Raw genomic sequence first — 26,936 nt, 5'->3', positions numbered from 1 at the left:
GTCCCACCCACGCCATGACCACCATCACCTTCATAGAACACAGCGGCCGCAAGCACGTGGTGCAGGCCACGGACGGCCAGAGCCTCATGCGCGCCGCCGTCTCCAACGGCGTGCCGGGCATCGATGCCGAATGCGGCGGCGCCTGTGCCTGCGCCACCTGCCATGTCTACATACAACCGGAGTGGCTGGACCGCGTGGGCCCGGCCCAGGGCGGCGAAAGGGAGATGCTGGACTTCGCCCTCGACGTGCGCGGCGACTCGCGACTGGCCTGCCAGATCACGGTATCGCCGCAGCTGAATGGGCTGGTGGTGGGCATGCCGGTGGCGCAGAGCTGAGGGCTGTGCCGATGGGGATGCAACCCCGGACAGCCCGCCCTGCAATCGCGCACCACCCATGTCACCTAACGCAAGGCCGTGGGTTCCGGAACGCGTCAAGCGGCACCGCAAGCCATTGCCTGGAATCGAGAGGACGAAGGGCTATCTCAGCCCACTACATTGGGTAATCAAATATCTCAAGAGAACCTGAGATCGTGGTCGGTAAATAGTACCTTGTATACCGGAGCAAAATCATCGTCTGAATTTATCAGCGTGAAATCCATATTCATCAAAAGAACACTCTTTTCCAGAATGACAAATCCAGCCGATACTATCTTTTCAATTATTTGATTCAACAAATGATCGCACCCTGCCCCTGAAATCACCTGCCTGTCTGATTTATCAGAATTTTCCAGGATGGCCACATAATTTCCGACCCAGGAAATAAAAATCTCATAACAACCAATACTGCCATTGATGTCAAGGCGATAGCACACATCATCGTTCACATCTGCATAGTCTTGTGCCTCAGCGATATGCTCAATCGATTCTTTCAGCGCACTGGCATCACAAGATGGAGCAGATAATTCAAAGTAATTGGGTTCACGCAATGAACCATATTTCACCAGAACCTGTTCCGCAATATCCTGGATAATTGTACTCATTGAGTCAACTCCCCCGAAGGGTGACTTTCTTCATTCCACCCGTTTTATCCAGCAAAACAAGATCACGATAATATCCGGAATCTTCGTCAGGCAAATAAATATCAATCTTGAAATCCCTTGCCATAAAAGCAAGGATTGAAACCTCCACCACAACATCCTCTTCAAGATATACAGTGACCATTTTCATCCCTTGGAATTCATGAGAATCTTCAATCAGCAAAACAATTTTTGCCTTTTGCTGCACGAGCTGCTCGACTGAATCTATTGCACAGACATCACCAGGAGAAATATCCAAAGAACTCGCAAGATAACCGAGCAGTGCTGCAGCCTCATGAACGCCGTCTACAAGAAAATTATTCCAGATCATGAATTGAATCTCATCCAGATGGATTCTTAAATCATCTTCAGCCAACAGAAACCCAAGACATTCCTACAGATTCAACTCCTTTTCAAACAGAGATATCGCTTTCAACATCTGACTCTCTGGTGCATCTTGGCAAATCAGCAATACAAACCTCACGCAATTGAGCCCGGGAAATGCCCCATGAGCGAAGAATTCAACGGCATCCTCCAAGCTCTCGATCAGGGAGATAGTGACAGCATCCATATCGCCGGCGTCCAGAATCAAGTCATCAATGATCTCTTCCGCGCCAGAGTAGTCTCCCCACGTCGCAAAGAATTCACACCCGATCTCCAGCAACCTCGTTATTGCAAGATTGAATCCGGGGTCCTTACCCTTCCCCGTCACAACAAAACAGCCATGCGGAAGCGGACTGGATTGAATTTTGCCCGCATCGCAGGTTTTCGATACTACAAGCATGTTCTTCATGGGCGCATCTACATGTCCGACTGAACCCACTTCACCTCAAATGGGTGAATGGAAAAATTCGCCATCAGCTTGTTGATGGCAAAAACCGTCTCAACACCTCTGTCCACATAGATCGCGGTGCCTTTGGCTGGCGAATTCACGTAAAAATGAAAGAGGATGGTACCAACATCCTTATCCAAGGCATAGCAATAATGGCAGACATCCAGATCGTCAACATCTCTCACAAAATGCAGTCCGTGCTTTCTGGACAGCTCCGAAGGCCCATCAGACAACAGGATGACCGGCTTTGATTCGCCGCTGGGCCATGGATTATCTTCAGACATTGCTGCGTTTCCTTATCTGCCATGTTGCAATTGCTCGCCGTGGCGTGCTGTAGCCAACGACTTGCCCACCACCGCCCGCAAACACTCCACCAGCAACCGCGTCGTCGCCGTCATCGGCTGGCCGCGCAGGGTGATCAGGCCCACGGGCGGCAGGTCGATGGGCACGGGCAGGTCCAGCACGGCGACCAGCCCCTGCTGCGCGAAATGCTGCGCCACGCCGCGCGCCATGAAGGCCACGGCGCCGCGCTGGTGCAGGAAGCTGATCTGCGACAGGAATGAGGCGGACTCCACCAGATCGGCCGGCGGATGCAGGCCGTGGGCGAAGAACTGCTGCTCCAGCTTCACGCGCAGCGATGCCCAGGGCGGGGGCATGACGCAGGGCATGTCGGCCAGCGCCTGCCAGCTGGCAGGCTGCGCCAGCAGCGCATGGCCGGGGCGCACGACGGCGACCATGGGCTCGTCGTACAGGGCTTCGGTCTCCAGGTCGGGCGAGGCATAGCCGGGTTCCAGCCGGCCCACGAACAGGTCCAGCTCGCCCATGCGCAGCTTGGGCAGCAGCCGCGTGAGATCGCCCTCATCGACCAGCACCGTGGTCTGGGCCGATCGCGCCTTCAACTGCTCGACGGCGCGGGCCAGCAGTACGGGCGTGGCCACCACCATGGCGCCCACGCTGGTGCGCCCGCGTGTGCCGCTGGCCTCGGCCGCCATTTCATCGCGCGTGCGTTCGAAGCCCGCCAGCACCGAGCGCGCAAAGCGCACCATGCTGACGCCGGCCGCCGTGGGCTCGGTGCCGCGCGTGGAGCGCTCGAACAGCGTCATGTCCAGCATGCGCTCTATCTCGGCCAGGGTCTTGGAGACGGCGGGCTGGGTCACGGCCAGGAACTCGGCGGCACGGCCCAGGTGGCGGAACTGGTCCAGCGCCACCAGCAGCTGCAGGTGGCGCAGCTTGAGGTTGGAGCGCAGCACGCGGTCTATCTTGCTCATGGGATCTTCATAGCTTTGAGGTTATGAAGCCAGTCTATCTTTTCATTGGATTGTCATGATCAGGCGCTGAACAATCGCGCCAGTCAGCCCAAAGCCCGGATCACAGGGCTGCAAAAAGCCAATACAGGAGACAAGCGATGAACACCCCACGCACACGCCATGCAAGCCGGCGCGAATTCGTGCTCGCCACCCTCGGCGCCAGCGCACTGGCAGCCACCGGACCTCTTTTCGCCCAGAACTGGCCCGAACGCCCCATCACCTTCATCTGCCCCTGGCCTGCGGGCGGCACGGCCGACCAATCCATGCGCGCGCTGTGCACGGTGGCCGGCAAGCTGCTGGGCCAGCCGATCGCGGTGGAGAACCGTGCGGGCGCATCGGGAATGATCGGCGCCAAGGCGCTGGCCTCGGCCAGGGCGGACGGCTACACCATCGGCCAGATTCCCATCTCGGTCACGCGCTTTTCGCAACTGGGCAGCCTGCAGGCCGATCCGCGCAAGGACTACACCTACATAGCGCGCACCTCGGGCCAGACCTTCGGCATTGCCGTGCCCGCCAATTCGCCGTTCAAGACGCTCAAGGACTTCGTGGCCGCCGCCAAGGCGAGGCCCGGCCAGGTGACCTATGCCCATGCAGGCGTGGGCGGTGCCACGCATGTGGGCATGGAGGAATTTGCGGGCGTGGCCGGCATACAGCTCAACCATGTGCCCTACAAGGGCGGCGCCGAGGCACTGCAGGGCGTGCTGGGCGGCCATGTGGATGCGCTGGCCGACTCCAGCTCCTGGGCTCCGCATGTGGAGGCCGGCAAGCTGCGCCTGCTGGCGACCTGGGGCGAGCAGCGCACGGCGCGCTTCAAGGACGTGCCCACGCTGCGCGAATGCGGCTACGACGTGGTGGTCGATGCGCCCAACGGCATTGGCGCGCCGCGTGGCCTGGACCCGGCCGTGGCGGCCAGGCTGCGCGAGGCCTTCCGCGCCGCCGTGGCCAGCCCCGAGTTCAAGTCCGTGGCCGAGAAGCTGGATGCGCCGCTGCTCTACCTGGACGGCCCGGACTACGAGAAATACGTCAACACGGTCTATCAAAAAGAGACCGTCCTCATCGACAAGCTCAAGCTGCGCGAATTGATGAAGGGCTGACAGCCCGCGAACCCACATCGATGAAAGCCCCTCATGCCCCGCATGTACCGCACCGATAGCCCCCTGCTGCACCTGCATCCCAACGACAACGTGCTGGTCGCCAAGACCGCTCTGTCGCTGGGCCAGGAGATTCCCGAACTGGGCGTGCGCGCCCGCGCCCAGGTGCCTGCGGGCCACAAGATCGCCGCGCGCCGCATCGCAGAGGGCGAGCAGGTGAAGAAGTACGACACCGTGATCGGCGTGGCCATGCGCGAGCTGGAGGCCGGCGACTATGTGCACAGCCACAACCTGCGCATCGTGGACTACTACCGCGACCCGGCCTTCGGCGCAGACGTGCGGCCCGTGGACTATGTGCCCGAGGCGCAGCGCGCAAGCTTCCAGGGCTTTGTGCGCGCCGGCGGCGGCGTGGGCACGCGCAATTTCATCGGCATCCTGTCGTCGGTGAACTGTTCGGCCACGGTGATCAAGCGCATTGCCGCGCATTTCACGGCCGAGCGCATGGCGGCATTCCCCAACGTGGACGGCGTGGTGGCCTTCGCCCAGACCAGCGGCTGCGGCATGTCCTCGCCCAGCGAGCATTTCGACGTGCTGCGCCGCACGCTGGCCGGCTATGCGCGCCACCCGAACCTGGCCGGCGTGCTCATCGTGGGCCTGGGCTGCGAGCGCAACCAGGTCGATGCCCTGGTGCAGTCGCAGGGCCTGAGCGAAGGCCGGCTCATGCGCACCCTGGTGATGCAGGAGGTCGGCGGCACGCGCGTGACCATAGAGGCAGGCATCCGCGCCATCGAAGAGATGCTGCCCGAGGCCGACGCCGCGCGGCGCAGCACGGTCAGCGCCAGCCACCTGAAGATCGGGCTGGAGTGCGGCGGCTCGGACGGCTTTTCGGGCATCACGGCCAACCCGGCCCTGGGCGCGGCCATGGACATCCTGGTGCGCCACGGCGGCACGGCCATCCTGTCGGAAACGCCCGAGATCCATGGCGTGGAATTCATGCTCACGCGCCGCGCCATCACGCCTGCCGTGGGCCAGAAGCTGCTGGACCGCCTGGCATGGTGGGAGCGCTACGCGGCCGGCCAGAACGCGCAGTTCAACGGCGTGGTCGGCCACGGCAACCAGGCAGGCGGCCTGGCCAACATCTTCGAGAAATCGCTGGGCTCGGCCATGAAGGGCGGCACCACGCCGCTGCGCGCCGTCTACGAATACGCCGAGCCCATCACCGAGCCGGGCTTCGTCTTCATGGATTCGCCGGGCTACGACCCCGTGGCCTCCACGGGCCAGATTGCCAGCGGCGCGCACCTGATCTGCTTCACCACGGGGCGCGGCTCCATGTTCGGCAGCAAGCCCGCGCCCACCATCAAGCTGGCCAGCAACACGCCCATGTACCGGCGCCTGGAGGAAGACATGGACATCAACTGCGGCCTGATCGTGGACGGCGAATGCGGCGTGCCCGAGATGGGGCAGCGCATCTTCGCGCAGATCCTGCGCCACGCCAGCGGCGAGCCCACCAAGAGCGAGGCCCTGGGCCTGGGCGACTATGAGTTCGTGCCCTGGCACCTGGGCATCGTGAGCTGAGCCGCCCCTTACAACACCTGCATCCACCGATTCCATGCCACTGACCCTGACCCGACCCGAGCTGCTGCGCAGCGCCAACTTCATCGCCGGCCAATGGACGACCGCGACGGCCACGCCCTCCGCACCAACCCCACGCCTGGCAGTGACCGACCCCGCCACGGGCGCACTGATCACCGAGGTGCCCGACTCCAGCGCCGCCGAGGCCCGCGCCGCGCTGGACGCCGCGCATGCCGCCTTCCCCGCCTGGCGCAGGACGCCTGCCAAACAGCGCGCCGCCATCATCAAGCGCTGGAACGACCTGGTGCTGGCCCACCAGGACGACCTGGGCCGCCTCATCAGCCGCGAGCAGGGCAAGCCCCTGGTCGAGGGCAAGGGCGAGGTCGCCTATGCGGCCAGCTACATCGAATGGTTCGCCGAAGAGGCCACGCGCATGAACGGCGAGATCATTCCCGCGCCCGTGCCGGGCCGGCGCATGTTTGCGCTGCGCGAGCCCGTGGGCGTGGTGGCCGCCATCACGCCCTGGAATTTTCCGGCCGCCATGATCGCCCGCAAGATCGCGCCCGCGCTGGCCGCCGGCTGCACCGTGGTCTGCAAGCCCGCGGAAGACACGCCGCTGACCTCGCTGGCCCTGGTGCTGCTGGCCCAGGAGGCGGGGGTGCCGGCCGGCGTGCTCAACATCGTCACGGCCTCGCGCGAGAAGACGCCCGAGGTGGTGGATGTGTGGTTGGACGACGTGCGCGTGCGCAAGATCACCTTCACGGGCTCCACGCCCGTGGGCAAGCACCTGGCGCGGCGCAGCGCCGACACGCTCAAGAAGCTCTCGCTGGAGCTGGGCGGCAATGCGCCCTTCATCGTCTTCGAGGACGCCGACATCGATGCCGCCGTCGACGGCTTCATGGCCGCCAAGTTCCGCAATGGCGGCCAGACCTGCGTGTGCCCCAACCGCGTCTTCGTGCACCGCAGCGTGCACGACACGTTCGCACAGAAGCTGGCCGCGCGCGTGGCCGCGCTGCACGTGGGCCCGGCCAGCGACCCGGCCTCGCAGATTGGCCCCATGATCAATGCGCGCGCCGTGGAAAAGATCGAGCGCCATGTGCAGGACGCCGTGTCGCGCGGCGCCAGGGTGCTCACGGGCGGCAGGCGCCTGGATGCCCTGGGCGCCAACTACTACGCGCCCACCGTGCTCACGGGCGCCGATGCCTCCATGGCCTGCGCCTGCGAGGAAACCTTCGGCCCCGTGGCGCCGCTCACGGTCTTCGACAGCGAGGACGAGGTCATCGCCGCCGCCAACGACACGCCCTTCGGCCTGGCCGCCTACTTCTACAGCAACGACGCACGCCGCATCTGGCGCATGGCCGATGCGTTGGAGACCGGCATCGTCGGCATCAACGAAGGCGCACTGGCCGCCGAGGCAGCGCCCTTCGGCGGCGTCAAGGAATCGGGCTACGGCCGCGAGGGCTCCACCCACGGCCTCGATGACTACCTGCACACCAAGTACGTCTGCCAGGGCCTGCTGGACTGAATCTTTCCCTCAACGAAATCACCGGACACCATGCCAGCCCATAACCCCTTCAAGACCGCCCTGGCCGCAGGCCAGGCCCGCATCGGCCTGTGGCTGTCCATGGCCGACCCCTACCTGGCCGAGGCGGCCGCCACCTGCGGCTACGACTGGCTGCTGATCGACGGCGAGCACGCGCCCAACGACGTGCGCAGCACCCTGGCCGCGCTGCAGGCCGTGGCCCCGCACCCGGCCCAGGCCGTGGTGCGCGTGGTCGAAGGCAGCACGGCCCTGATCAAGCAGATGCTGGACATAGGCGCCACCACCTTGCTCGTGCCCATGGTGGACACGGCCGAACAGGCGCGCGCCGTGGTGGCCGCCACGCGCTACCCGCCGCTGGGCGTGCGCGGCGTGGGCAGCGCCGTGGGCCGCGCATCGCAGTGGAGCGCACGCGCCGACTACCTGCAGGTGGCCGACGACGAGGTCTGCCTGCTCGTCCAAGCCGAGACCGTGGCCGCGCTGCACAACCTTGAAGCCATCTGCGCGGTGGACGGCGTGCACGGCGTCTTCATCGGCCCCGCCGACCTGGCCGCCTCCATGGGCCACCGCGGCAACCCCGGCCACCCCGAGGTGCAGGCCGCCATCGAAGCCGCCATGAAGACCATCATCGCCAGCGGCAAGGCGGCCGGCACCCTGACCTCGGACCCCGCCCTGGCCCGCCGCTACCTGGATCTGGGCTGCAGCTTCGTGGCCGTGGGCGTGGATGTGCTGCTGTTTGCGAACGCGGCGCGAAGGCTGCGGGGGCAGTTCGATGATTCGCCGGTGGCCGCGCCTGTGCAGCGCCTCGGGGCTGCGTATTGAGAACATGGGGCGGCACAGGCGCGGATCAGTCGCCCACCATGATTTCCATGAATTTGTCGAAATCCACGGAGCCTGAGCCATCCGAGTCAATCTCCGCAATCAGCTCGTCAAGCTCCTCCTCCGTGAGTTGGTCCCCTAAAACTTTCCTCAAGTCTGTAATAGGAGTGAAGGCAACGCCATTTTTGTCATAAAGACGGTACGCTTCCCGAAGATCTTTGGCGTCACCAGGAACGGGCAGCACCATCATTGCACAAGCAAAAGGCAGAAATACCGTATATCTGACCTGTGCAACAATGCTTATTTCCCGCATCAAGGCAGCCCAGCCACCAATTGCTCCATTGGATTTATTCATGAAACACTCCATTCATTGAAAATATGAAAAGAGGCATATTCATTCAAGGCGCACACAGGTTCTGCACAAACGCATGCGTATCCTGCCCCGAGCCCGTCTCGCTGCCGCCCGTCAGATAGCAGCCGTCCTGGCTCAGCGCAATGGCGCCGCTGTTCTTGCCACCCGGCAACGTACCCAGGTCCACCGATCCTCCGGCCAGGGTCCACTTGAACGCATGGCGGGTGCCGTCGCTCATCTCGCTGCTGCCCACCACATTGCCGTTGTCGCCTATGTCAGACACCGAGGCATGCCTGCCACCGGTTGGCGCGGGGATGTCGGTGCGCACATTGGTCATGGTGTCCCAGTAGAAGGGAACGGGGTCGCCGTTGGTGTTGCTGTACTTGCCGATGACCCGGCCATTGGCGTTCAGCGTCTTGGCACTGCTGCGCTGCGCGCCCGTGGACAACACCAGCGGCGCCGAAGCCGGATTGCTCCACAGCACGGCATGACCGCCCTGTGCACCAAAATCACAATGGCCCAGAATGCGCGAGTTCACAATCTGAGAGGCGCGGCAATGCAGCGCATCGGCAGGCAGCGGCAGCGCGGCGGAGGCGTAGGTTCCCAGCAGCCCCGGGGACCACAGCACGGGCTGGGGCCGGCCGCTGGAGCCGGGACAGTTGCCGACGATATTGGGCATCGTCGGATTCACGGAATGGTCGTCCACATCGGCGGGCACGCAGTTCGTGGCAACCAGGCCCAGCAGGCCAGCCGGCAGCGTGCGTGCCGTGGTTTCGTTGTTGCGCCACATCACCGGCAAGGCCGTGTTGTCGGCATTGAGGCTGACACCCGCGACCGCGCCACTCTGGCTGAGCGCGGTCACCTTGGTGCGCACACCGCCCGCCAACGCCTGCAAAGCCTGTACCGTAGTGGGGGCCGTGGCATTCCAGACCACGCCCGTTGGCAGCGAATTGCTGTTCATGCACCACCCGACCAGACGGCCCACATTGGTGATGGCGCCTGCCACGCAATTGCGACCATCGATCAGATGTGCCAGATCCACCGCGCTGCCGGGCGCCAGGGCAACAAAGCCCGAGGCAGATCCATTGGCCTCTGCACAGGCGCCCACTACATATCCGGAATTATTGACATCCAGGCCTGCGCACTGCGGACCCGAGGCAGTCCCTATATCCTGCATGGGTCCTGCCTGAGCCATACTGGAGGCAAGCATCAAGCCGCCAGTCAAAACCAGAGGGAAATAAAATGCCGGAACAGTCATACGCATTCTCCTGCCAAAGAACCACAGTTTGACAACACGAATCGAACTTGTTTCTGACTGATGGATTGAAATCAGATGCTGACTATTGATATTCAATCACGCAGCGATCTCTGCGCACAAATATGTGATTGTTATTGATAAATCACAATTAATAGGAGGTCCGCACCATTTGCATGCTCAGCAATGGGGCGGGGCCCGCAAGGGGCCCCGCCGTGTGATTCACTCAAAGGAAAACAGGAAAAAGCGAAGGGAAAGACCTGCCCGCTCAGCCCAGCAGCAGCCAAGTCCCCAATCCTGCGGCAGCAGCCACAATCGCCACACGCCGCGCGAACTGCGGCGCATAGGTCAGCAGCAGGCCCAGGGCCAGGGCCGCAAAGGTCAGCAGGCCCAGCCAGGCGGCCACGGCCACCGAGGCATTCCAGCGCAGCAGGCAAGGCGCCAGCGACACGGCCAGCAGCGCGTGGCCGGCCAGCCGCCAGGCCTTCAGGCGCGCGGGCGCCAGGCCTTCGGTGCCCAGCTGGTCCTGGTGCCGGTCCATGGAAGCGGCGATGACGGCAAAGCCTGCAAAGGCCAGAAAAAAGGCGGCAAGAATCATCATGACGCGCGCTCCAGCGTGGGGGCATGGCTGGCGGCGCGGGCTTGCGTGCGGGGCACTGCAGCCGCTGCCGGCTTGCCGCGCAGCAGCCACCAGGCCACCACGCCGTGGATGGCGGCCAGGCCCAGCATCAGCAGCTCGAAACTGGCGATGCTCCACTGCCCGTTGGCCAGGGTCTGCACCAGCGATGCGCCGCCCGTCAGCAGGTTGAGCAGGGGCAGCAGCGCGTACAGCACGGCGGCCAGCGCCATCTGCTGCAGCCAGGCATTGCGGTGCGAGACCAGCAGCGGATGCAGCAGGCACAGCAGCCAGATCAGGAAGAAGCCGTTGATTTCCCAGTCGGCACGCCCCTGCATGGGCACGGGCAGCAGGCGGTTGAGCCAGAAGAAGCCGGCCACGGCCACCGACAGGCCCGCGATGGAGCCCACGTTGAGCACCTCCACCAGACGGTGACCGAAGGGCGTGCGGCCCAGCTTGCGGCGCTCGGGCATGCGCTTGACCACCCACAGCACCATGCCGGACGCGGCCATGAAGGTGCCGACCACGCCGCTGAGCAGCAGCAGCCAGCGCGTGGCCGGCTCGGCAAAGCGGCCCAGGTGCACGCCGGTGATCACGTTGCCGGTGGCGCGCACCCAGGAGATGGCGGGCGCCTCGGGGCTGGCCTGCAACTGGCCGGTCACGCCGTCGAAGCGCAGCGTCTCGGCCTGGCCCCGGTTGATGAGGCTCATGCCCCCGCCTTCGCGCAGCTCGACCACCGCGCGCGAGGTGCCGGGCGCGTTGACGGTGATGCTGCCCACGCCGTGCTCGGGCCAGCGGCGCGCGCCCTCGGCCATCATGGGCGCGATATCGGCCAGCGCGGCGGCCTGGCGCTCCTGTTTGCCACCGCGCGCGCCCGGGCCCTGGTTGGCCGCCTGACCGCGCGCACCCCGCACATCGGCGAAGTAGGCATTGGTGTCGCCGTTGTAGGCCGCCTGTATGCCCCAGGGCATGAGCATGAACATCAGCAGCACCAGGCCGCTGAAGGTGATGACGATGTGAAACGGCAATGCCAGCACGGCCGTGGCGTTGTGCGCATCCAGCCAGGAGCGCTGGCCCTTGCGCGGGCGGAAGGTGAAGAAGTCCGTGAAGATCTTCTTGTGCGTGATCACGCCCGTGATGATGGCCACGAACATCAGCATGGTGGCGAAGCCCACGATCCAGCGGCCCCAGATGCGCGGCATGGCGTGCAGCTCGAAGTGGAAGCGGTAGAAGAAGTTGCCGGCGCGTGTCTCGCGCGGCTCCAGCTTCTCGCCCGTGGCGGCGTCGATCTCGGCGCGCTTGGTGCCTGCGCGGCCCGTGGCGGCGCCGGGCTCGCGCCAGGATGCGGCCACCGCCACCTGGCGCGGGCCGGGCAGGCTCAGCGTCCAGGTCGTGGCTTCCGGCGCGATGCGCTGCATGGCGTTCAGCGCGCGCTGCGCGGTGTCGGCGTCCTGCACCGAGCCGTGCAGCTCGGGCCGCATCCAGTCGTTGATCTCGTCGCGGAAATAGCTCAGGGTGCCCGTGAAGAACACAGCGTAGAGCAGCCAGCCCAGCAGCAGGCCGCTCCAGGTGTGCAGCCAGGACATGGACTGGCGCAGTCCCTCGGGTTTGCCGTCTGCCCTCATGCGGCGGCTCCGTTCGACAGCATCCAGGCCAGAAGTCCCAGGCCCGCGCCAGGCAGGCCGATCACGGCCCAGGCGCGCCAGGCGCTGGCGCAGCCGAAGGCCCACATGGCCGCCACGGCGTAGATGATGAAGGCCAGCATCGTCGAGCCCAGCGCCGCATCGGCCCGTTCCACGCCCAGCCAGACCATGGCGCGCGCGCCCGTGGCGGCGCAGGCGGCCGACAGCAGATAGCCGCCGCCGATCGCCGCCAAGGTGCGCGAGGCCACGGCCACGCGGTAGCGCAGCAAGGATGGAGAGGACCCTCCCGGGGTCGAGGCTTGCATGGGGATGACCTTTCTTGCGGATCGTTGCCCGTCATGGACGCCGCGGCCGCAGCGCAGGCCCGGACGGACAAAGGCGCCACAACAGTCCAAGGTCTGTGCGGCGCCGGGCGTTGGCCGCGCGCCTGAAGCACGCCGCCTTTCAAAGATCGGGAATGATAATGATTTTTATTACCCGAGTCATTTAAAGAAATGCAAAGCCGGCCTCCTGCCACCGGCCCCGACCATCTCCCTGGCGCTTGTTCCCCTATCGCGCCCGCCCCGCCAGCCAGCGCCCGCCGAACTGGTTGATCACCATGCCCGCCAGCACGGCCAGCGTGCCCATCCACTGCATCAGGGTGGGCCGCTCGCCCAGCAGCAGCATGGCCGAGACCAGGCCCACCACGGGCACCATCAGAGACAGCGGCGCCACCGTGCCGGCCGCATAGCGCTGCAGCAGGCGCGTCCACAGGCCGTAGCCCAGCAGCGTGGCCAGCAGCGCCAGGTACAGGATGGAGGCCACGGCGGTCAGGTCGATCCCCGCCAGTTGCTGCACGACCGTATCCGCGCCATCGGTCCAGACGGCCAGGGCCATCAGCGGCGCGATGGGAAAGATGCTGCTCCAGACGATGAAGGGGAAGGGCTCGTAGGGGCCGCTGCGCGCCGCATAGCGCGTGATCATGTTGGACACGGCCCACATGCAGGCTGCGCCCACGGTCAGCAAAAAGCCGGCCAGCGTCATGGCGTTGTCGCCTTCGCCATGGGCGCTGCCAATGGCAACCAGCCCACCCAGCGATACCACCAGACCCAGCCAATGCCACAGGCGCGCGGGCTCGCCCAGCAGGAAGGCGGCCAGCAGCAGCGTGACGAAGGCCTGCGTCTGCAGCACCACCGAGGCCATGCCGGCCGGCATGCCCAGCTTCAGGCCCAGAAACAGCATGCCGAACTGGCCCACGCCCTGCACCAGACCATAGGCGGCCAGATAGCGCCAGCCCACCGACTTGGGCGGGCGCACGAACAGCAAAAAGGGCAGCGACGCCACCACGAAGCGCAGCGCGCTCAGCAGCATGGGCGACAGCGTCAGCAGGCCGAACTTCATGGCCACGAAGTTGGTGCCCCAGATCAGGATGACCAGCAGCGCACGTGCCCAGTCGCCACGGCTCAGGTGCTGCGCGGTCATGCCCTGCCCTCGGTGCAGCGGGGCCTGCAATGGTCAGGGACAGCGGCCGGCAGCACCGGCAAGGAACAGGAAGAAGGCATGGCGGGCAATGGGCAAAAAGAAAAGGGGCGGATCACATCCGCCCCCGGCGTTTGTACCACCGCAGCCCGTGCGCTGCCGGGCGGCCGTGGCTCGGCCCTGCGTTTCAGTCCGCCGCGTAGTCGATGGGATCGTGGGCATGCTGGCGCCCCAGCGCGCCGGCCATGGCCAGCATGAAGGCCAGGCCGCGCCGCACATCGGGCTCGCGTGCCATGCGCATCAGGCCGATCAGGGTGGGCGTTTCCTCCATGGCGTGCACCTGGGCCGCCGCCATGCGCGCGGCATTGCCCGCGGCCCAGGCCCCGCCCACGCCATCCTCGAAGGCCTTGGCGACCTTCTCGACCATGTAGTCGTCTGCCATGTCCACCAGGTCCGCCGTGGCCGACAGCAGATCGACCACGCGGTTCAGGCGCCGGCCCGCCAGCAGCGGCTCCAGCTTGCCCATCAGTTCGGCCAGCCCCTGCAGCGCGGCGTCGTCCTGCAGCAGGCCGCCAGCGGCGGGCTGCGCCACGGGAATGTCGGAAGCGATGTTCATCTCGGTGCTCCTTGTCTTCGTGCTTGGAATGACAATGCAAAGGCCCTGGCCTCAGACCAGGGCGCGGGCCACGGCCCAGTACATGCCGCGGTTGAAGCCCTTGCGCATCATGGAGCCGACCTTGGTCGGCGGCGTGGGCTTGACGTCGACCTGGTAGTCGTACCAAAGCGGCATGCCGCCGTCCAGGCCCATCTGGGCGATGGCCACCACGCGCCCGTCGTAGGCATCGCTGGTGCGGCCGAAGCGGATCTGCGAGGCGATGTTGTTCACCACCACGGGCGACTGGTTGTGGCAGGTGCCGCCGGCCTTGCTCACCGGCAGGTCCACCGTATCGCCCAGCACATAGACATGGCTCTGGCCCAGCACCTGCATGGTCTCGTGGTCGGTGGGCAGCCAGCCCTCGCCGTCCTGCGCCTGCGACAGGCCGCAGTCGCGCACGGCCTGCACGGCGCGTATGGGCGGCGTGGCCATGAGGATGTCGAAGTCCTCGGCCTGACCCTCTTCCGAGTGGGCCACCTTGGCCTCGGGGTCCACGCGCGCCAGCGTGAAGCCGCGCTGGTGGCGAATGCCGCGCTGCTCGAACACCGTGGGCAGGATCTCGCAGGTGTCCTTCTGCAGGAACAGGCAGTTGCGCAGCAGCTGCGAGACCGTGGGATAGGTGTAGACGATCTCCACCTTGTCGCGCACGCCGCGCCGGCGCAGCAGGTCGTCCAGCATCAGCGTGGTCTCTATGGGCGCGATGCCGCACTGGTGCGGCACATTGGGCGTCTTGGGAAAGGTGACGGTGACGAAGATGCGGCCCTTTTCGATGCGCGCCAGCTTGTCGGCCAGCTGCCGCGCGGGCGCGTGCTGGTAGAAGTGGTCGCCGGCCTCGGCCAGGCCTTCGATGCGCTCGGGCGAGGGCAAGCAGCCCGTGGAGATCACCAGATGGTCGTAGCCGAAGCGCTTGCCGCTCTTGCAGTGCACGGCCTGCAGCGCAAAGTCGAAACGCTCGACCTCTTCCACCTGGAAGTCGATCTCGGGCCGCAGCAGGCCGCGCTGCCTGCGCCGCAACTCGTCGCGGAAGAAGGCATTGAAGGCCACGTACATGAAGGCCGGCTTGTAGTAATGCCAGGGCGAGTTCGACAGCATGGTGATGCGCACCTTGCCCGTGACCACCTCCGGATACAGCTTGCTGACCAGGTGGTTGGCGGTCATGGTGCCGCCAATGCCCCCTCCGATGATCAAGATGTGATGCGCCATCCCTGCTACTCCTTGTGCTTTCGCCTCAGTGGAACAACCGCTGGCGCCGCACGGCGCCAGCGCCGGAAAATGCGCCGCTCAGTCAGGCTTGAGCGATCGCCACACCCCGTCCCAGAGCGCGTCGAACAGGGGCTCTATGGGCGTGTCGATGATGCCGTCCAGCCGCAGGCAGATCATGCGGATCGCGCTGCCGTACATCAGGCTGGCCGCCACCATGGGCTCCATCTGGCGGATCTCGCCATCGGTCATGCCGGCGAACACGAAGCCGCGCATGCGCACGAAGGCCGAGGCCGAGCAGATGGCCTGCTCGTCGGGCAGAAACTCGCGGTGGCGCGCATTGACCACGAAGCCCATGGCCTCGGGCTCGGCCTCGGCCAGCCCGAACAGCATGCGCAGCACCTCGCGGCAGCGCTGGGCGCTGCCCGCGTGCCGCTCCTCGATATCGTCGAGCAGCACATTCATGCGCGCCAGCAAATGCCGGTACAGCTCGCGCGCAATGCCTTCCTTGTCGGCAAAGTGGTTGTAGAAGAAACCGATGGACACGCCGGCCTCGGCGCACAGGTCCTGTATCGAGGTATTGAAGAAGCCCCGCTCCACAAACAGCCTGAGCGCCACGCGCAGCGTCTGCACATGGCGCGATCCCGCGTGCGGAAAGAAGGTCCAGGCCTCGTCTTGCATGAGAACCGATAGTAGAACGAATCTTCATTCTATTTTTCACAAGCACTTGCAAACTACACCAGGGTTTTCCTGGACCTTGGCCTTAATCCATCAGCCGGAGTGCCTCGGCAAGCGACGCCACGTTGGCAATGCCCAGCTTTTCGTAGATGGAGCGGATCTGGTTGCGCACCGTGGCAGGAGCACGCTGGAGCTGGACCGCAATCTGCTTGTGCGTCAGGCCCCGGACCACAAGCCGGGCAACCGTGGCTTCGCGGGGGGACAGCCCGTCGGCTGCGCACCGGGGGCGCGCTCGCAACCACAGCAGGCCGTGCTGCGTGAACAGCGTGATGACCAGGGTGTGGGCCACCAGACGATGGACGCCACCCTGTGCCGCAGTCTGCACGGCCGCAGGCAGGCGAGGACCTTGCCAGCCCGGCCATTCGGCGCGCAAGGCGTGCTCGAAGACGACGTCCATGTGGTGGATGATGCCGCGCGGGTCTGCCAGTGCCGAGCCCAACGGATCACGGGCCAGGCCCTGTCGAAGCTGCCCCAGATGCGTGAGGCGGTTGAGTTCCAGCGCCTGCTGCACATGGGGCAGCAGCGCGGCCAGCAGTTGGCGCTCGCCCTCGGTGCAATGCGCATCCGTGCGGGCGCGAAACAGCGTGAGCCAGCGCGTGTAAAGAGTGGCCGGGTCCACCATCCCGCCGATGAAGAAGTGCGACTGCTCGAAGCGCCTGCCGTAGTCGCGCAGCGCCCCCTGGTGCCTGCCACCGAACCAGGTCCTCGCTTCAAAGGCCAGCGTCTCGCTGGGGTGCCTGGCGATGGCCTGCGCCGCCGTGTCCAGGTGCTTGACCTCTTCATAGGCCTGCAGCATTTCGGGCGGCTGCAGGTGAAGATGGATGGTGTGGATATCGATGCCGGCCGTCGTCATGGTGGCCGAGCCCCACATGGCCGAGTCGAAGGGCAGCACGGGTTTGAGCAGGTCCAGCGCCTGGTCCTGGAAATGCTCGACAGGCTGCTCGTGCGATAGCCGGTAGAGGTTCAGCAGCAGGTGGTTGTACGCAGCGTCCATGGCGGCTTGCCTGCCTCTCTTCGATACGTTGAGAACAACTGCACGGGCGGGTGTTGCGCGTGCCGTGCCCTCTTGTCCCACCCCGGCAGCGCTTCAGGATAGTGCAATTGCATCATTTTGTTTGTTGCGTGTCACAAATAGAGTTGGCTTGCCACACACATTCCTGTACCGACACCATGCAAATTCAATCCCGTGCATCCACTTCCCTTCCCGCCGTGCGCCCTTTGCTGCTGTGCGGCCTTGTTGCAAGCCTCTATGCCTGTGGAGGAGGCAGCGGCGGTACCGACAGCGGCGGGGGCACCGGCGGCGGCACCGTGACACAGCCGGCCATCACGCTGTCAGGCACCGTCGCCATCGACCAGGCCGTGCGCAACGCTGCAGTCTGCGTGGATCTGAACGCCAATGCAGCCTGCGACACGGGCGAACCCAGCGCAGCGGCCACCGGCAGCGACGGCAAGTTCAGCCTGACCTATCAACCCGGCGATGCGGCAGCCACCGCTGCCTTCAACCAGGCTCCCGTGCTGGCTCGCATCACACCCGAATCCGTGGACGCTGCGGACCCCACCAGCACCGCCACAGCCAAGGCGTTCGTGCTGTCTGCACCGGCTGGCAAATCCGCGCAGATCAATCCACTGACCAGCCTGGTGCAAAAGGCCATCGCGGCCGGCACGGCCAGGGAAGTGGCCGAGGCTGCAGTGGCCCGCCAGCTCGGCATCGACGCCGCCAGGATCTACGACTACCAGAGCGACGCGGCCTCCAGTGCCGCCGTGCTTGCGGATACCGCGCGCACAGCCGCCAAGGTCACCGCCTACGCGCTTGAGTTGGGCGTGCCTATCCAGGTGACGGCACCTGGCGCAGCGGCCGTGGCATCGAACCAACTGGCGTTCCTGAACTACGGCAACGCGCAGAACTACTCCGTGCGTGAACGCAGGTCCGATGGCGTCGTCCAGGCAGACGGCTTTGCCCACCAGTTCGAGACACGCAGCGGAAAAACCAACGGTGCGCCCAGTACGCAGGAAGCGCTGTTCCCGTCCGTCACGCTCACCAGCACCGGATGGACGCGCTGCGACAGTTCCGTTGCGCGCCTGACGACACAGGGGGTTCCCTCGCGCACACTACTGTGCAACCAGTCCACCGCCTACCTGGGCTTTACCACCGCTTCGCAGGACGTCAGCGGCAAGCCCATGGCCGAAGTCATCACGCAATTGCGTGCCGGAGACACAACGCTGCAGGCTGAGGGCATCCGCCATGACCGCTCCATCGAAATGAACCCCGCCACGCTGGGCTCGGCCGTCTTCCCGCAGGGCGCACAGATACGCACTGCACTGTCGGTGCAGTTGAACCGGTCACCAGCTTTCATCAACAACACGGCCGCGGACCGCTTCGGCTTCGCCACGCTGGAAGCCATGATTGCCGGCCGCCCGGCCAGCGCGGTGAACCTGTCGACTCCAGCCACCGTGCGCGCCTCGACAGTCGGGGCGGCGGGGCCGGTCGATGCCAACCATGTGTTGCGCGTGGCCTTCATCGACGCGGCCAACGCCCAGTTCTACAGCTGTGAGTCCACCCCTCCGGCCTACAGCGATCTGGGCGCCTGCACCGCGCATTCGCAAAGCGCCTACACCCTCTCCACCTCCCAGGGCGTGCGCCTGCTGAGCTTTGCCGACTTCCCTGGCAAGACCTTCATGCAAGGCGTGACGCGGGGCTATACGGAATTCGACGGCAGCGTATTCGGCTATCGCATGCCTGCCGCCATTGCCAGCGAAGACCAGGCGCTCAGCTATTCCACCCGCCTGAACGGCGTGGCCTGGACCGCCATGAAAACGGTTCTGGGCATTGAGTGAGCCTTGCAGCCGGGAGCGGGCATTTCAAGCAAGGGATGGGGCGAGGCATCCCACGCGGCGCCCTGCAGCCGCGCGGGACGGCATGCCGGGCATGCGTGCCTCAGCTCTGTCCTGCGGGACCGTAGAATCCGCGCGCAGCCATTGGAGACAGAGACAAGAATGACCGGCTGCACACGAATCCGACCCAAAGGCCTTTTGCAAATGCAACTCCCCATTCACGTCATCGACGCATTCACATCGGAACGATTCAAGGGCAATCAGGCCGCCGTCATTCCCCTGGATGCATGGCTTGCCGATTCCACGCTGCAGGCCATTGCCGCAGAGAACAATCTCTCGGAAACCTCGTTCCTGGTCTGGAGTGCCGAGCGCGCCGCCTTCGAGATCCGCTGGTTCTCCCCGCTCACGGAGATCGCGTTCTGCGGCCATGCCACGCTGGCAAGCGCCTTCGTGCTGTTCGAGGCCGACCCCGCGCTGCGCAGCATCACGTTCTGGGCCGCTGCCGTGGGCAAGGTCACCGCCATGCAGGAGGATGGCGGACGCATCGTCATGACCTTCCCGCGCCGCGATGCCAAGCCTGTGGATGAGGCGCCTGCCGCGCTGCGCGAAGGCCTGAAGCCTGCGCCCACGGCCTATCTTGTGAACCAGCAGGCCTACGTGGCGGTCTACGCCGCCGAGGCCGACGTGCTGGCCGTCAAGCCGGATCTGGAACGCCTCAAATCGCTGGGGCCGCTGGACGTGGTGGTGACGGCGCCTGCGGATGCGGGCGCATCGTATGACTTCGTCAGCCGCTACTTCTGGCCCGCCAATGGCGGCGAGGAAGATCCCGTCACGGGCTCCATCCATGCGGCGCTTGCGCCTTACTGGGCGGGCAGGCTGGGCAAGAACCGTCTGATCGGCCACCAGGCCTCTCGCCGCACGGGCACGCTGTTTTGCGAAGTGACGGATGCCAGCGTCGAGGTGGCTGGCCACTGCGCGCGCTACCTGACCGGGACGATCACCGTCTGACTGCGGGCTCGTCCCGATGGAGCCGACGCGGAAGGCGCATCAGCGCCGCAGGCAGCGACCGGCGCCATCGATGAGCCGGGCCATTTCCCTGTCCACGCCCAGGTCGGCGCAATAGGCACCCGCCCCGCGCAGTGACAGATCCAGAGTGGCAGGCTTGCTCCTGGACACCTCGGCCCTCAGCCGAAAGCCTGCCACGTTGGGCGCGCCGTAGTCGGCCGTCTGCAGCACGCCCGCCCGGGCGTCGCGGATGGCATGGCCGTTGCCAAGGTGGTAGGCCCCCTCTTCGTCGCCCATGGTTTCGTCAAGGCAGGCAAAGGCCTGCTCGACCGAGGCGCCTTGGGGCAGGACCAGCGACGCGGTTGTGCCTGGGCCCAAGGCATCGCACATGCCTGCAGAGATTGCGCAGCCGCTCAACAGGCCTGCAAGACCCAGTACCCATATCCGCATTCACGCTTCCTTTCCAGAGGCCATGGAATCCGCGGCAGTGTATCGACCCGGCCGCGGCGCCGGGCTCGCAATGCGCAGGGAATAGTCTCTCGCCTTGCCGATACCCCCGAGACACGCAGGTACCATCCGCGCATGAGTACCCACTACGAATCCCTGTCGCAAGCCGACGCCTACCGCGACGCCTTCGACGTGGAAGCGCCCGCGGCCAGCGAGCGCAACATGACGCCGCGCAAGTCCGGCTTTTTCATCCGCAGCGTCGCCGTGGCTGCAGAGGCAGCCGCCGAACAGGCAGAACCTGCAGCTCCCGACACACCGCCTGCAGCGCCCACCACTCCCGCACGCGAGCTGGTTGCCGCCCAATGGGGCCTGGTGCCGCACTGGGTGAAGTCGGCCTCCGACGGCCGGCTGCGCGCGCTCAAGCTGGTGAATGCGCGCTCCGAAACGGTGTCCACGGCCCAGGCCTTCCGCGATGCCTGGCTCAATGGCCAGCGCTGCATCGTGCCCATGGCCGCCTTTTTCGAGGATGACTACCGCAACGGCAAGGCCCTGCCCACGCGCATCTCGCGCATCGACGGCAAGCCCATGGGCGTGGCCGGCGTGTGGGCGCAGTGGACGGGTCCGGACGGCGAGGTGCTGCTGAGCTACGCCCTGCTCACGGTCAACGCCAACAGCCATGCGCTGCTGCACCGCTACCAGCAGCCCGGCGCGGAAAAGCGCATGCCGGCGATTCTCAACGAGGGTGCCTACGACGCCTGGCTCAACGCGCGCGTGGAAAAGGCGCGCGAGTTCATGCGCCAGTACCCGTCCAACTGGCTCACCGCCAATCCGGTGGAGCGCAAGGCCGACAAGCGGCCTCCAGGCCTGATGGGCTGATGGGCCTTGTCCCGCGCGCTAAGGCGCCTTGGGCAACGCGTTGATGGAGCGCAGGATGTCGCGCGTGATGCCCTGGCGCTTGGGCAGGTCGGCCAGCCGGTGGGGCGTGTCCATGTTCATGGCGAAGAACACGGGGCCGGCCGGCCATTCCACCCAGCCCACCCACCAGCCGATACGGCCCGTCCAGCCGGTTTTGGCGCGCAGTATCCAGTCCGGGCCCGCCTCGTTGATCATCACGTCCTTCACCAGCCGCTGGTGCTCCACCGGCAATGGCAGCCGATTGCGGTACAGCCGCTGCAGGAAGGCCACCTGCTCCAGTGCCGAGATGGCCAGGTCGCCTTCCACCCAGAAAGGCGCCTCGCCCGTGGCCAGCGCATTGCCGTAGTCGATCTTGCGCATGTAGGCAGCCTCGCGCGCGCTGCCAAGCTCCCTGGCAAAGCCTTCGTACACCCACAGGGTGGAGTTGCGCATGGCCGAGCGCAGGTCCTGATCGGCATTCCAGGCCGGCAGCTGGCGCTTCACGCCATCCCAGGGAATGCGCTGGAATTCATCGCGCAGCAGCCCGGCGTCCAGCGCGAACAGGCTGTGCGGGATCTTGAAGGTGGAAGCGGGCGAGTAGCGCCGCGCCGCGCGGTCACGGTTGTGGACGTAGACGGCTTCGGCCTGGCCTCTGGCATCGACCACGACGATGCTGCCATCGACCTTGGCATCGGCAAAGAAGCGGTCCCACTCGGGCTTGTCCTGCAGTTCGGCAGCCGCCAGCGCCGCCTGTGACAGACAGGCGAGCAGCGCGGCGCACATCAGATTTCTTCGATTCATGCAGGCAGTTTAAGAGCTGCACCACCGCACGGCGATGGTGCACCGCCCGCCCGGCTGCCCTGTTTTGACTCGCTGTTTTCCCGTTTTGGTGTTCCGGCTGCATCGCGCGGGCCCCAAGGGCCCCGTGTGCGCTGGCACGACTTGTGCAAGGCCGCTGCAGGCCGGCCAATGCAGCCATGGCGGCAAAGGCAGACGGCCCCATGACCACAACAAACAAGGGAGTCATTGCATGCACAGGTGCGCACGGGCATTGAGAACATTGGTGGGGGGAGGATGGGTCGCGGTCCTGGGTGCGGCGCAGACGGCGCAGGCGGCCGAGCAGGCGATCACGCGGCCGTCGCTGGTGGCGGTGGAATCCATCAGCGCCGTGGACACGGTCTGGCTGATGACGGCCACGGTGCTGGTGCTGCTGATGACGCTGCCCGGCATTGCGCTGTTCTATGCGGGCATGGTGCGCCGCAAGAACGTGCTCAACACCATGGCCAGCGTGGTGGCGATTGCCTGCCTGGTGAGCATTCTGTGGTTTGCACTCGGCTATTCGCTGGCCTTCACGCCCGGCAATGCGTGGATAGGCGGTGATTCGCGCGCCTGGTTCGCGGGGCTGGATTTCAACGCCGCCAAGGGCCTGGTGGCCGTGAGCCACCTGGCGCCGCATGTGCCCGAAGCAGCCTATGCCATGTTCCAGCTGGCCTTTGCCGTGATCACCGCCGCCTTGCTGGTGGGCGCCTGGGTGGAGCGCATGCGCTTCGGTGCCATGCTGATCTTCGTGGGCCTGTGGAGCCTGCTGGTGTATGCGCCGGTAGCGCACTGGGTGTGGGAGCCGGGCGGCTGGCTGGCGCGCATGGGCGCGCTGGACTTTGCCGGGGGCACCGTGGTGCATGTGAACGCGGGCGTGGCCGGCCTGGTCTGCGCCTGGTTCCTGCGGCCGCGCCGCGGCTACGGGCACGAGCCCTTCGAGCCCTACAACCTGGCCCTGACCATGATGGGCGCAGCCCTGCTGTGGATGGGCTGGTTCGGCTTCAACGCCGGCTCATCGCTGGCCGGGGACAGCCGCGCGGCGCTGGCGCTGGCCGTCACCCACATTGCCGCCAGCGCGGGCGCGCTGGCCTGGTCGCTGGCCGAGTATGTGGTGCGCGGCAAGGCCACGCTGCTGGGGCTGTGCTCGGGGCTGGTCGGCGGGCTGGTGGCGATCACGCCGGCAGCGGGTTTCGTGACGCCGCTGTCGGCGCTGTGCATCGGCCTGATCGCCGGTGTCGCCTGCTACTGGGGCGCCACAGGCCTCAAGCAGCTGCTGGGCGCGGACGATTCGCTGGATGTGTTTGGCGTGCATGGCGTGGGCGGCATCGTGGGCTCGCTGCTGACCGGCGTGTTTGCCAGCCCGCAGATCGGCGGCGTGCAGGGCAGCGTGCTCACCCAGGCCGTGAGCGTGCTGGCCGTGGCCTTGTTCACGCTGGTGGCCACGGCGGTTCTGCTGTGGCTGCTGGACATGCTGATCGGCCTGCGCGTGGACGAGGAAAGCGAGCTGCAGGGCCTGGACCTGGCGCTGCACCGCGAACGCCTGAGTGGATGAACGGCCGAGCCGCAAAGCGGCCCGGCGCCCGATGATCGTCAAACCGAAGGAGTGCCCACTACATGCCCGAAAGCGAACTCCTGGCCATTGCCGCGCACCTGCATGTGCTGCTGCGCAGAAGCTGCGGCCGCGTGACCGATACCGAATGGCTGGCAGCCAATGCCGAATACGCCGCCGAAATCATCCGCTTCGCCCGAGAGCAGGAAGGAGCGCGCAGCACGCCCGAACTGGTGGATTGGACCCATCGCTTCGAAGCCGCCTGGAATGCCGCGCTGGCCGGGCCCGCCGAGCGCTCGCCGCTCATGCAGCGCGCCGGCGAGCTGATGCGCCAGCGCGCGGAAAACCGCAAGTACGTGGGCACGCTGCGCTAGCGTCTTGCCTGATCAGGCCGGTGGAGCGGGCACGGAGTGCAGCAGCACGGGCGCGTCGCCATCGCCGTTGACGCTTTCCATCTGCACGCCAAAACCCCACAGGCGCGCTGCGTGCTTGAGCACTTCCAGCGCATCGTCGGACAGGGGCCGGCCCTGATAGCGCGTGTGGCGCAGTGTCAGGCAGCGGTCGCCGCGCAGGTTTACGTTCCAGACCTGGATATTGGGCTCGCGCGCACCCAGGTCGTACTGCTGCGACAGGGTCTGGCGCAGGGTGCGGTAGCCGTCGTCGTCGTGGATGGCGCTGACCAGCAGCTCGCGTTCGCTGGCATCGTCATGGATGGAGAACAGGCGCATGTCGCGCATCAGCTGCGGGCTCAGGTACTGGCCGACAAAGCTCTCGTCCTTGAAGTTCTGCATGGCGTGGTGCAGCGCCGGCAGCCAGGGCGTGCCGGCCAGGTCGGGGAACCAGCGGCGGTCTTCCTCGGTCGGGTCCTGGCAGATGCGGCGGATGTCGCGGTACATGGCAAAGCCCAGCGCATAGGGATTGATGCCGCTGTAGGCGCGGTGTCCGGCGGGCGGCTGGTAGATCACGTTGGTGTGGGAGGACAGCCATTCGATCATCACGCCGTCGGTCAGCCAGCCTTCGTCGTACAGGGTGTTGAGCAGGGTGTAGTGCCAGAACGTGGCCCAGCCCTCGTTCATCACCTGGGTCTGGCGCTGCGGGTAGAAGTACTGGGCGATCTTGCGCACGATGCGCACGATCTCGCGCTGCCAGGGCTCCAGCAGCGGGGCGTTCTTCTCGATGAAGTACAGCAGGTTTTCCTCGGGCTCCTTGGGAAAGCGCTCGCTGTGCTGCGCCGCGCTGTCCTTGCCGGGGCGCGCCGGCAGGGTGCGCCACAGCTCGTTGACCTGCTGCTGGGCATAGGCCTCGCGCTGCTCGCGCTCGGCCCGCTCGCGCGCCAGGCTTTTCTTGGAGGGGCGGCGGTAACGGTCCACGCCCAGGTTGGACAGGGCGTGGCAGGAGTCCAGCCATTGCTCCACCGTCGTCAGGCCATGGCGCTCCTCGCACTGGGAGATGAAGTCGCGCGCATAGACCAGGTAGTCGATGATGCTGCCCGCATCCGTCCACATGCCGAACAGGTAGTTGTTCTTGAAGAAGCTGTTGTGGCCGTACGCCGCATGCGCGATCACCAGGGCCTGCATGGCGGTGGTGTTCTCCTCCATCAGATAGCTGATGCAGGGATTGGAGTTGATGACGATCTCGTAGGCCAGGCCCATGTGGCCGCGCCGGTAGCGCCTCTCCGTCGCCATGTATTCCTTGCCATAGCTCCAGTGGCGGTAGCCCACGGGCATGCCCACGCTGGCGTAGGCGTCCATCATCTGCTCGGCCGAGATCACTTCCAGCTGGTTGGGATAGGTGTCCAGGCCGTAGCGTTCGGCGGCGGCCGCAATCGCTGCGTGATAGCGTTCGATGAGCTCGAAGGTCCAGTCGCTGGGATCGGGCAGAGGCTCGGCTGGCCGCGCCCCCGCCGGCAGCGGAGCGGAGGGCACGATGCGCTGGGCCCGGTCGCTGGCCAGATGGGATTTCCACTGCGGCGTGGCATGGCGGGGCGCCAGCACGGGATAGTGAGAGAGGTTCATACCGATACCCCCTCTTTCTTGAACAGGTCGCGGAACACGGGATAGATCTCGCTGGCGTCCGACACCTTGCGCATGGCGAAGTGCGAGAACAGCGGCAGCACCTGGCTGTACTCCTGCCACAGGCTCTGCTCTTCCTGCACCACCTGCACATAGGCGAAGTAGCGCACCAGCGGCAGGATTTTCTCGACCAGCAGGTTGCGGCAGTTGGAGCCGTCGTCGCCGAAGTTGTCGCCATCGCTGGCCTGGGCCACGTAGATGTTCCAGTCCCCGGACGGATAGCGCGCGCGGATGATCTGGTCCAGCAGCACCAGCGCACTGCTGACCACCGTGCCGCCGCTTTCCTGGGAGTGGAAGAACTCGTCCTCGCTGACCTCGGCCGCCTGCGTGTGGTGGCGGATGAAGACGATGTCGATCTTCTCGTAGTGCCGCGTCAGGAACAGGTACAGCAGGATGAAGAAGCGCTTGGCCAGGTCCTTGCGGTCCTGGTCCATGGAGCCGGACACATCCATCACGCAGAACATCACGGCCTGGCTGATGGGAGCAGGCACGCGCGTGCGGTTGCGAAACCGCAGGTCGATGGGGTCGAGAAAGGCCACCGTGCCCATGCGCAGCTTCAGCGCATCGATGCGCTGCTGCAGCTCGGCCGCCGCCTCGCTGGTGCCATCGTCCTGCGCCAGCAGCGCTTGCAGCTGCTCCTCCAGTGCCTTGAGTTCGCGGTGCGGCGCCTTGGTCAGCGCAATGCGCCGGCCCAGGGCGCCGCGCATGGTGCGCAGCAGGGCCAGGTTGTGCGGCGTGCCGTCGTGGCTGTAGCCGGCGCGGCGCGTCTTGTACTGCATGGTGTTGCCGATGTGGGTGCGCAGCAGGCGCGGCAGGGCCAGGTCTTCAAAGAACAGTTCCATGAACTCTTCCTTGGTCAGGGTGAAGGTGAAGTCGTCCTCGCCCTCGCCGCTGTCGCTGGCCTGGGAGCCGCCGCCGCCTGCGCCGCCCTGCGGCCGGGCAATGCGGTCGCCGCGCACATGCTCGGTGTTGCCCGGGTGCACCGTGTCATGGACGCCGCCCTGCCCGTGGTGGAACACGGGCTCGCGGATGTCCTTGCGCGGGATGGAGACGCTCTCGGACTCCTCCATGTGGCGGATGCCGCGCTTGTCCACCGCGCGGCGCACCGCCTCGGCGATCTGCGCCTTGTAGCGGCGCACGAAGCGCTCGCGGTTGCCCACCGACTTGTTCTTGCCGGCCAGCCTGCGATCGATGATTTGCAATGCCATCTGTTCCCCCCAGCCCG

At 65.7% G+C, this 26,936-nt stretch carries 29 protein-coding genes; 10 read left to right on the top strand and 19 right to left on the bottom strand.

Translation table 11 applies throughout. The features are described from left to right. The first annotated feature begins 14 nt into the window (after positions 1 to 14). On the top strand, positions 15 to 335 hold the full coding sequence (locus BW39_RS15940; protein WP_043822920.1) for a 2Fe-2S iron-sulfur cluster-binding protein: 321 nt from the start codon (positions 15 to 17) through the stop codon (positions 333 to 335). Between the two features lie 176 nt (positions 336 to 511). Here the strand turns inward: BW39_RS15940 and BW39_RS31080 are convergent, their stop codons facing one another. The 5 genes from BW39_RS31080 to BW39_RS15930 all read right to left on the bottom strand — a co-directional run bounded on the left by BW39_RS31080 (position 512) and on the right by BW39_RS15930 (position 3,115). Continuing rightward, positions 512 to 979 (bottom strand): hypothetical protein, encoded by a 468-nt coding sequence (locus BW39_RS31080; protein ID WP_152547249.1) that lies wholly within the window; start codon positions 977 to 979, stop codon positions 512 to 514. A 4-nt stretch (positions 980 to 983) separates the two neighbouring features. Beyond that, positions 984 to 1,346: a hypothetical protein gene (locus BW39_RS31075; protein ID WP_161786995.1), complete on the bottom strand. Its 363-nt coding sequence runs from the start codon at positions 1,344 to 1,346 to the stop codon at positions 984 to 986. Positions 1,347 to 1,409: 63 nt separating this feature from the next. Beyond that, positions 1,410 to 1,808, bottom strand: coding sequence for a hypothetical protein (locus BW39_RS15935; RefSeq protein WP_152547247.1), 399 nt, complete (start codon positions 1,806 to 1,808; stop codon positions 1,410 to 1,412). 8 nt (positions 1,809 to 1,816) lie between these two features. Then, positions 1,817 to 2,131: a hypothetical protein gene (locus BW39_RS31070; RefSeq protein ID WP_152547246.1), complete on the bottom strand. Its 315-nt coding sequence runs from the start codon at positions 2,129 to 2,131 to the stop codon at positions 1,817 to 1,819. Positions 2,132 to 2,143: 12 nt separating this feature from the next. Then, the gene (locus BW39_RS15930; protein ID WP_043822916.1) at positions 2,144 to 3,115 is read right to left on the bottom strand and encodes a LysR substrate-binding domain-containing protein; all 972 of its coding nucleotides are present in this window, start codon (positions 3,113 to 3,115) and stop codon (positions 2,144 to 2,146) included. A 137-nt stretch (positions 3,116 to 3,252) separates the two neighbouring features. Between BW39_RS15930 and BW39_RS15925 the strand changes: the two genes are divergently transcribed. Genes BW39_RS15925 through hpaI form a run of 4 tightly spaced genes read left to right on the top strand, consistent with a single transcriptional unit; the run spans position 3,253 to position 8,179 of the window. Continuing rightward, positions 3,253 to 4,248 (top strand): Bug family tripartite tricarboxylate transporter substrate binding protein, encoded by a 996-nt coding sequence (locus tag BW39_RS15925; protein ID WP_034391410.1) that lies wholly within the window; start codon positions 3,253 to 3,255, stop codon positions 4,246 to 4,248. Positions 4,249 to 4,290: 42 nt separating this feature from the next. Beyond that, positions 4,291 to 5,820 carry a UxaA family hydrolase gene (locus BW39_RS15920; RefSeq protein ID WP_043822914.1) on the top strand — a complete coding sequence of 510 codons (1,530 nt, stop codon included), beginning with the start codon at positions 4,291 to 4,293 and terminating at the stop codon, positions 5,818 to 5,820. A gap of 34 nt (positions 5,821 to 5,854) precedes the next feature. Continuing rightward, positions 5,855 to 7,342, top strand: coding sequence for an NAD-dependent succinate-semialdehyde dehydrogenase (locus BW39_RS15915; RefSeq protein WP_043822911.1), 1,488 nt, complete (start codon positions 5,855 to 5,857; stop codon positions 7,340 to 7,342). Positions 7,343 to 7,372: 30 nt separating this feature from the next. After that, on the top strand, positions 7,373 to 8,179 hold the full coding sequence (gene hpaI / locus BW39_RS15910) for a 4-hydroxy-2-oxoheptanedioate aldolase (protein WP_043822909.1): 807 nt from the start codon (positions 7,373 to 7,375) through the stop codon (positions 8,177 to 8,179). A 25-nt stretch (positions 8,180 to 8,204) separates the two neighbouring features. On the opposite strand, the gene BW39_RS15905 is transcribed toward hpaI, so the two are convergent. The 10 genes from BW39_RS15905 to BW39_RS15860 form a co-directional block, all read right to left on the bottom strand. Next, positions 8,205 to 8,531, bottom strand: a complete 327-nt coding sequence (locus BW39_RS15905; RefSeq protein ID WP_161786994.1) for an EF-hand domain-containing protein — start codon at positions 8,529 to 8,531, stop codon at positions 8,205 to 8,207. 43 nt (positions 8,532 to 8,574) lie between these two features. Then, complete coding sequence (locus BW39_RS15900; protein WP_235264217.1) at positions 8,575 to 9,636, bottom strand: HAF repeat-containing protein; 1,062 nt, start codon at positions 9,634 to 9,636, stop codon at positions 8,575 to 8,577. Between the two features lie 415 nt (positions 9,637 to 10,051). Next, a complete protein-coding gene (locus BW39_RS15895; protein ID WP_043822906.1) occupies positions 10,052 to 10,384 on the bottom strand; it encodes a DUF3325 family protein in 333 nt (110 codons plus the stop codon). Beyond that, positions 10,381 to 12,024, bottom strand: coding sequence for a PepSY-associated TM helix domain-containing protein (locus tag BW39_RS15890; RefSeq protein ID WP_043822904.1), 1,644 nt, complete (start codon positions 12,022 to 12,024; stop codon positions 10,381 to 10,383). The genes BW39_RS15895 and BW39_RS15890 overlap by 4 nt, the downstream gene beginning before the upstream one ends. After that, the gene (locus tag BW39_RS15885) at positions 12,021 to 12,347 is read right to left on the bottom strand and encodes a DUF3649 domain-containing protein (RefSeq protein WP_043822903.1); all 327 of its coding nucleotides are present in this window, start codon (positions 12,345 to 12,347) and stop codon (positions 12,021 to 12,023) included. The genes BW39_RS15890 and BW39_RS15885 overlap by 4 nt, the downstream gene beginning before the upstream one ends. A 244-nt stretch (positions 12,348 to 12,591) precedes the next feature. Continuing rightward, positions 12,592 to 13,503 carry an O-acetylserine/cysteine exporter gene (locus BW39_RS15880; protein ID WP_012204260.1) on the bottom strand — a complete coding sequence of 304 codons (912 nt, stop codon included), beginning with the start codon at positions 13,501 to 13,503 and terminating at the stop codon, positions 12,592 to 12,594. 184 nt (positions 13,504 to 13,687) lie between these two features. Beyond that, the gene (locus BW39_RS15875) at positions 13,688 to 14,116 is read right to left on the bottom strand and encodes a DUF1641 domain-containing protein (RefSeq protein WP_043822901.1); all 429 of its coding nucleotides are present in this window, start codon (positions 14,114 to 14,116) and stop codon (positions 13,688 to 13,690) included. Between the two features lie 51 nt (positions 14,117 to 14,167). Then, on the bottom strand, positions 14,168 to 15,358 hold the full coding sequence (locus tag BW39_RS15870) for an NAD(P)/FAD-dependent oxidoreductase (RefSeq protein WP_043822898.1): 1,191 nt from the start codon (positions 15,356 to 15,358) through the stop codon (positions 14,168 to 14,170). A gap of 78 nt (positions 15,359 to 15,436) precedes the next feature. Then, positions 15,437 to 16,036, bottom strand: coding sequence for a TetR/AcrR family transcriptional regulator (locus tag BW39_RS15865; RefSeq protein WP_012204257.1), 600 nt, complete (start codon positions 16,034 to 16,036; stop codon positions 15,437 to 15,439). 82 nt (positions 16,037 to 16,118) lie between these two features. Further along, positions 16,119 to 17,087 carry a helix-turn-helix transcriptional regulator gene (locus BW39_RS15860; RefSeq protein WP_043822896.1) on the bottom strand — a complete coding sequence of 323 codons (969 nt, stop codon included), beginning with the start codon at positions 17,085 to 17,087 and terminating at the stop codon, positions 16,119 to 16,121. A 176-nt stretch (positions 17,088 to 17,263) separates the two neighbouring features. On the opposite strand from BW39_RS15860, the gene BW39_RS15855 reads away from it, so the two are divergent. Both BW39_RS15855 and BW39_RS15850 read left to right on the top strand, forming a co-directional pair. Continuing rightward, on the top strand, positions 17,264 to 18,928 hold the full coding sequence (locus BW39_RS15855) for a hypothetical protein (RefSeq protein WP_043822894.1): 1,665 nt from the start codon (positions 17,264 to 17,266) through the stop codon (positions 18,926 to 18,928). 201 nt (positions 18,929 to 19,129) lie between these two features. Continuing rightward, complete coding sequence (locus BW39_RS15850) at positions 19,130 to 19,933, top strand: PhzF family phenazine biosynthesis protein (protein ID WP_043822892.1); 804 nt, start codon at positions 19,130 to 19,132, stop codon at positions 19,931 to 19,933. 39 nt (positions 19,934 to 19,972) lie between these two features. Here BW39_RS15850 and BW39_RS15845 read toward each other — a convergent pair whose 3' ends face one another. Beyond that, on the bottom strand, positions 19,973 to 20,308 hold the full coding sequence (locus BW39_RS15845; protein WP_235264216.1) for a hypothetical protein: 336 nt from the start codon (positions 20,306 to 20,308) through the stop codon (positions 19,973 to 19,975). 204 nt (positions 20,309 to 20,512) lie between these two features. Between BW39_RS15845 and BW39_RS15840 the strand changes: the two genes are divergently transcribed. After that, the gene (locus BW39_RS15840; RefSeq protein WP_013803506.1) at positions 20,513 to 21,253 is read left to right on the top strand and encodes an SOS response-associated peptidase; all 741 of its coding nucleotides are present in this window, start codon (positions 20,513 to 20,515) and stop codon (positions 21,251 to 21,253) included. Between the two features lie 18 nt (positions 21,254 to 21,271). On the opposite strand, the gene blaOXA is transcribed toward BW39_RS15840, so the two are convergent. Next, positions 21,272 to 22,072 (bottom strand): class D beta-lactamase, encoded by an 801-nt coding sequence (gene blaOXA, locus BW39_RS15835; protein WP_267233144.1) that lies wholly within the window; start codon positions 22,070 to 22,072, stop codon positions 21,272 to 21,274. A gap of 229 nt (positions 22,073 to 22,301) precedes the next feature. Between blaOXA and BW39_RS15830 the strand changes: the two genes are divergently transcribed. Next, positions 22,302 to 23,642, top strand: coding sequence for an ammonium transporter (locus tag BW39_RS15830; RefSeq protein WP_043822888.1), 1,341 nt, complete (start codon positions 22,302 to 22,304; stop codon positions 23,640 to 23,642). A 62-nt stretch (positions 23,643 to 23,704) separates the two neighbouring features. Beyond that, entirely contained in the window at positions 23,705 to 24,013 is a 309-nt protein-coding gene (locus BW39_RS15825) for a hypothetical protein (RefSeq protein ID WP_013803509.1), read from the top strand. A 12-nt stretch (positions 24,014 to 24,025) separates the two neighbouring features. On the opposite strand, the gene BW39_RS15820 is transcribed toward BW39_RS15825, so the two are convergent. Both BW39_RS15820 and BW39_RS15815 read right to left on the bottom strand, forming a co-directional pair. Further along, the gene (locus BW39_RS15820) at positions 24,026 to 25,654 is read right to left on the bottom strand and encodes a SpoVR family protein (protein ID WP_013803510.1); all 1,629 of its coding nucleotides are present in this window, start codon (positions 25,652 to 25,654) and stop codon (positions 24,026 to 24,028) included. Further along, positions 25,651 to 26,919 (bottom strand): YeaH/YhbH family protein, encoded by a 1,269-nt coding sequence (locus tag BW39_RS15815; RefSeq protein ID WP_012204248.1) that lies wholly within the window; start codon positions 26,917 to 26,919, stop codon positions 25,651 to 25,653. Before BW39_RS15815 ends, BW39_RS15820 begins: the two co-directional genes overlap by 4 nt. Positions 26,920 to 26,936: the final 17 nt, after the last annotated feature.

The sequence above is a fragment of the Delftia sp. RIT313 genome, assembly GCF_000632165.1.
GTDB classification, from domain to species: domain Bacteria; phylum Pseudomonadota; class Gammaproteobacteria; order Burkholderiales; family Burkholderiaceae_C; genus Comamonas; species Comamonas acidovorans.
Note: the sequence above shows the minus strand (reverse complement) of the source record. Positions and strands in the feature narration are given on the sequence as shown.

Bases quoted from the DNA above. Each gene is read 5' to 3' on its own strand.
- BW39_RS15940 (WP_043822920.1), top strand. From the start codon at position 15: ATGACCACCATCACCTTCATAGAACACAGCGGCCGCAAGCACGTGGTG.
- BW39_RS31080 (WP_152547249.1), bottom strand. From the start codon at position 979: ATGAGTACAATTATCCAGGATATTGCGGAACAGGTTCTGGTGAAATAT.
- BW39_RS31075 (WP_161786995.1), bottom strand. From the start codon at position 1,346: ATGATCTGGAATAATTTTCTTGTAGACGGCGTTCATGAGGCTGCAGCA.
- BW39_RS15935 (WP_152547247.1), bottom strand. From the start codon at position 1,808: ATGAAGAACATGCTTGTAGTATCGAAAACCTGCGATGCGGGCAAAATT.
- BW39_RS31070 (WP_152547246.1), bottom strand. From the start codon at position 2,131: ATGTCTGAAGATAATCCATGGCCCAGCGGCGAATCAAAGCCGGTCATC.
- BW39_RS15930 (WP_043822916.1), bottom strand. From the start codon at position 3,115: ATGAGCAAGATAGACCGCGTGCTGCGCTCCAACCTCAAGCTGCGCCAC.
- BW39_RS15925 (WP_034391410.1), top strand. From the start codon at position 3,253: ATGAACACCCCACGCACACGCCATGCAAGCCGGCGCGAATTCGTGCTC.
- BW39_RS15920 (WP_043822914.1), top strand. From the start codon at position 4,291: ATGTACCGCACCGATAGCCCCCTGCTGCACCTGCATCCCAACGACAAC.
- BW39_RS15915 (WP_043822911.1), top strand. From the start codon at position 5,855: ATGCCACTGACCCTGACCCGACCCGAGCTGCTGCGCAGCGCCAACTTC.
- hpaI (WP_043822909.1), top strand. From the start codon at position 7,373: ATGCCAGCCCATAACCCCTTCAAGACCGCCCTGGCCGCAGGCCAGGCC.
- BW39_RS15905 (WP_161786994.1), bottom strand. From the start codon at position 8,531: ATGAATAAATCCAATGGAGCAATTGGTGGCTGGGCTGCCTTGATGCGG.
- BW39_RS15895 (WP_043822906.1), bottom strand. From the start codon at position 10,384: ATGATGATTCTTGCCGCCTTTTTTCTGGCCTTTGCAGGCTTTGCCGTC.
- BW39_RS15890 (WP_043822904.1), bottom strand. From the start codon at position 12,024: ATGAGGGCAGACGGCAAACCCGAGGGACTGCGCCAGTCCATGTCCTGG.
- BW39_RS15885 (WP_043822903.1), bottom strand. From the start codon at position 12,347: ATGCAAGCCTCGACCCCGGGAGGGTCCTCTCCATCCTTGCTGCGCTAC.
- BW39_RS15880 (WP_012204260.1), bottom strand. From the start codon at position 13,503: ATGACCGCGCAGCACCTGAGCCGTGGCGACTGGGCACGTGCGCTGCTG.
- BW39_RS15875 (WP_043822901.1), bottom strand. From the start codon at position 14,116: ATGAACATCGCTTCCGACATTCCCGTGGCGCAGCCCGCCGCTGGCGGC.
- BW39_RS15870 (WP_043822898.1), bottom strand. From the start codon at position 15,358: ATGGCGCATCACATCTTGATCATCGGAGGGGGCATTGGCGGCACCATG.
- BW39_RS15865 (WP_012204257.1), bottom strand. From the start codon at position 16,036: ATGCAAGACGAGGCCTGGACCTTCTTTCCGCACGCGGGATCGCGCCAT.
- BW39_RS15860 (WP_043822896.1), bottom strand. From the start codon at position 17,087: ATGGACGCTGCGTACAACCACCTGCTGCTGAACCTCTACCGGCTATCG.
- BW39_RS15855 (WP_043822894.1), top strand. From the start codon at position 17,264: ATGCAAATTCAATCCCGTGCATCCACTTCCCTTCCCGCCGTGCGCCCT.
- BW39_RS15850 (WP_043822892.1), top strand. From the start codon at position 19,130: ATGCAACTCCCCATTCACGTCATCGACGCATTCACATCGGAACGATTC.
- BW39_RS15840 (WP_013803506.1), top strand. From the start codon at position 20,513: ATGAGTACCCACTACGAATCCCTGTCGCAAGCCGACGCCTACCGCGAC.
- blaOXA (WP_267233144.1), bottom strand. From the start codon at position 22,072: ATGAATCGAAGAAATCTGATGTGCGCCGCGCTGCTCGCCTGTCTGTCA.
- BW39_RS15830 (WP_043822888.1), top strand. From the start codon at position 22,302: ATGCACAGGTGCGCACGGGCATTGAGAACATTGGTGGGGGGAGGATGG.
- BW39_RS15825 (WP_013803509.1), top strand. From the start codon at position 23,705: ATGCCCGAAAGCGAACTCCTGGCCATTGCCGCGCACCTGCATGTGCTG.
- BW39_RS15820 (WP_013803510.1), bottom strand. From the start codon at position 25,654: ATGAACCTCTCTCACTATCCCGTGCTGGCGCCCCGCCATGCCACGCCG.
- BW39_RS15815 (WP_012204248.1), bottom strand. From the start codon at position 26,919: ATGGCATTGCAAATCATCGATCGCAGGCTGGCCGGCAAGAACAAGTCG.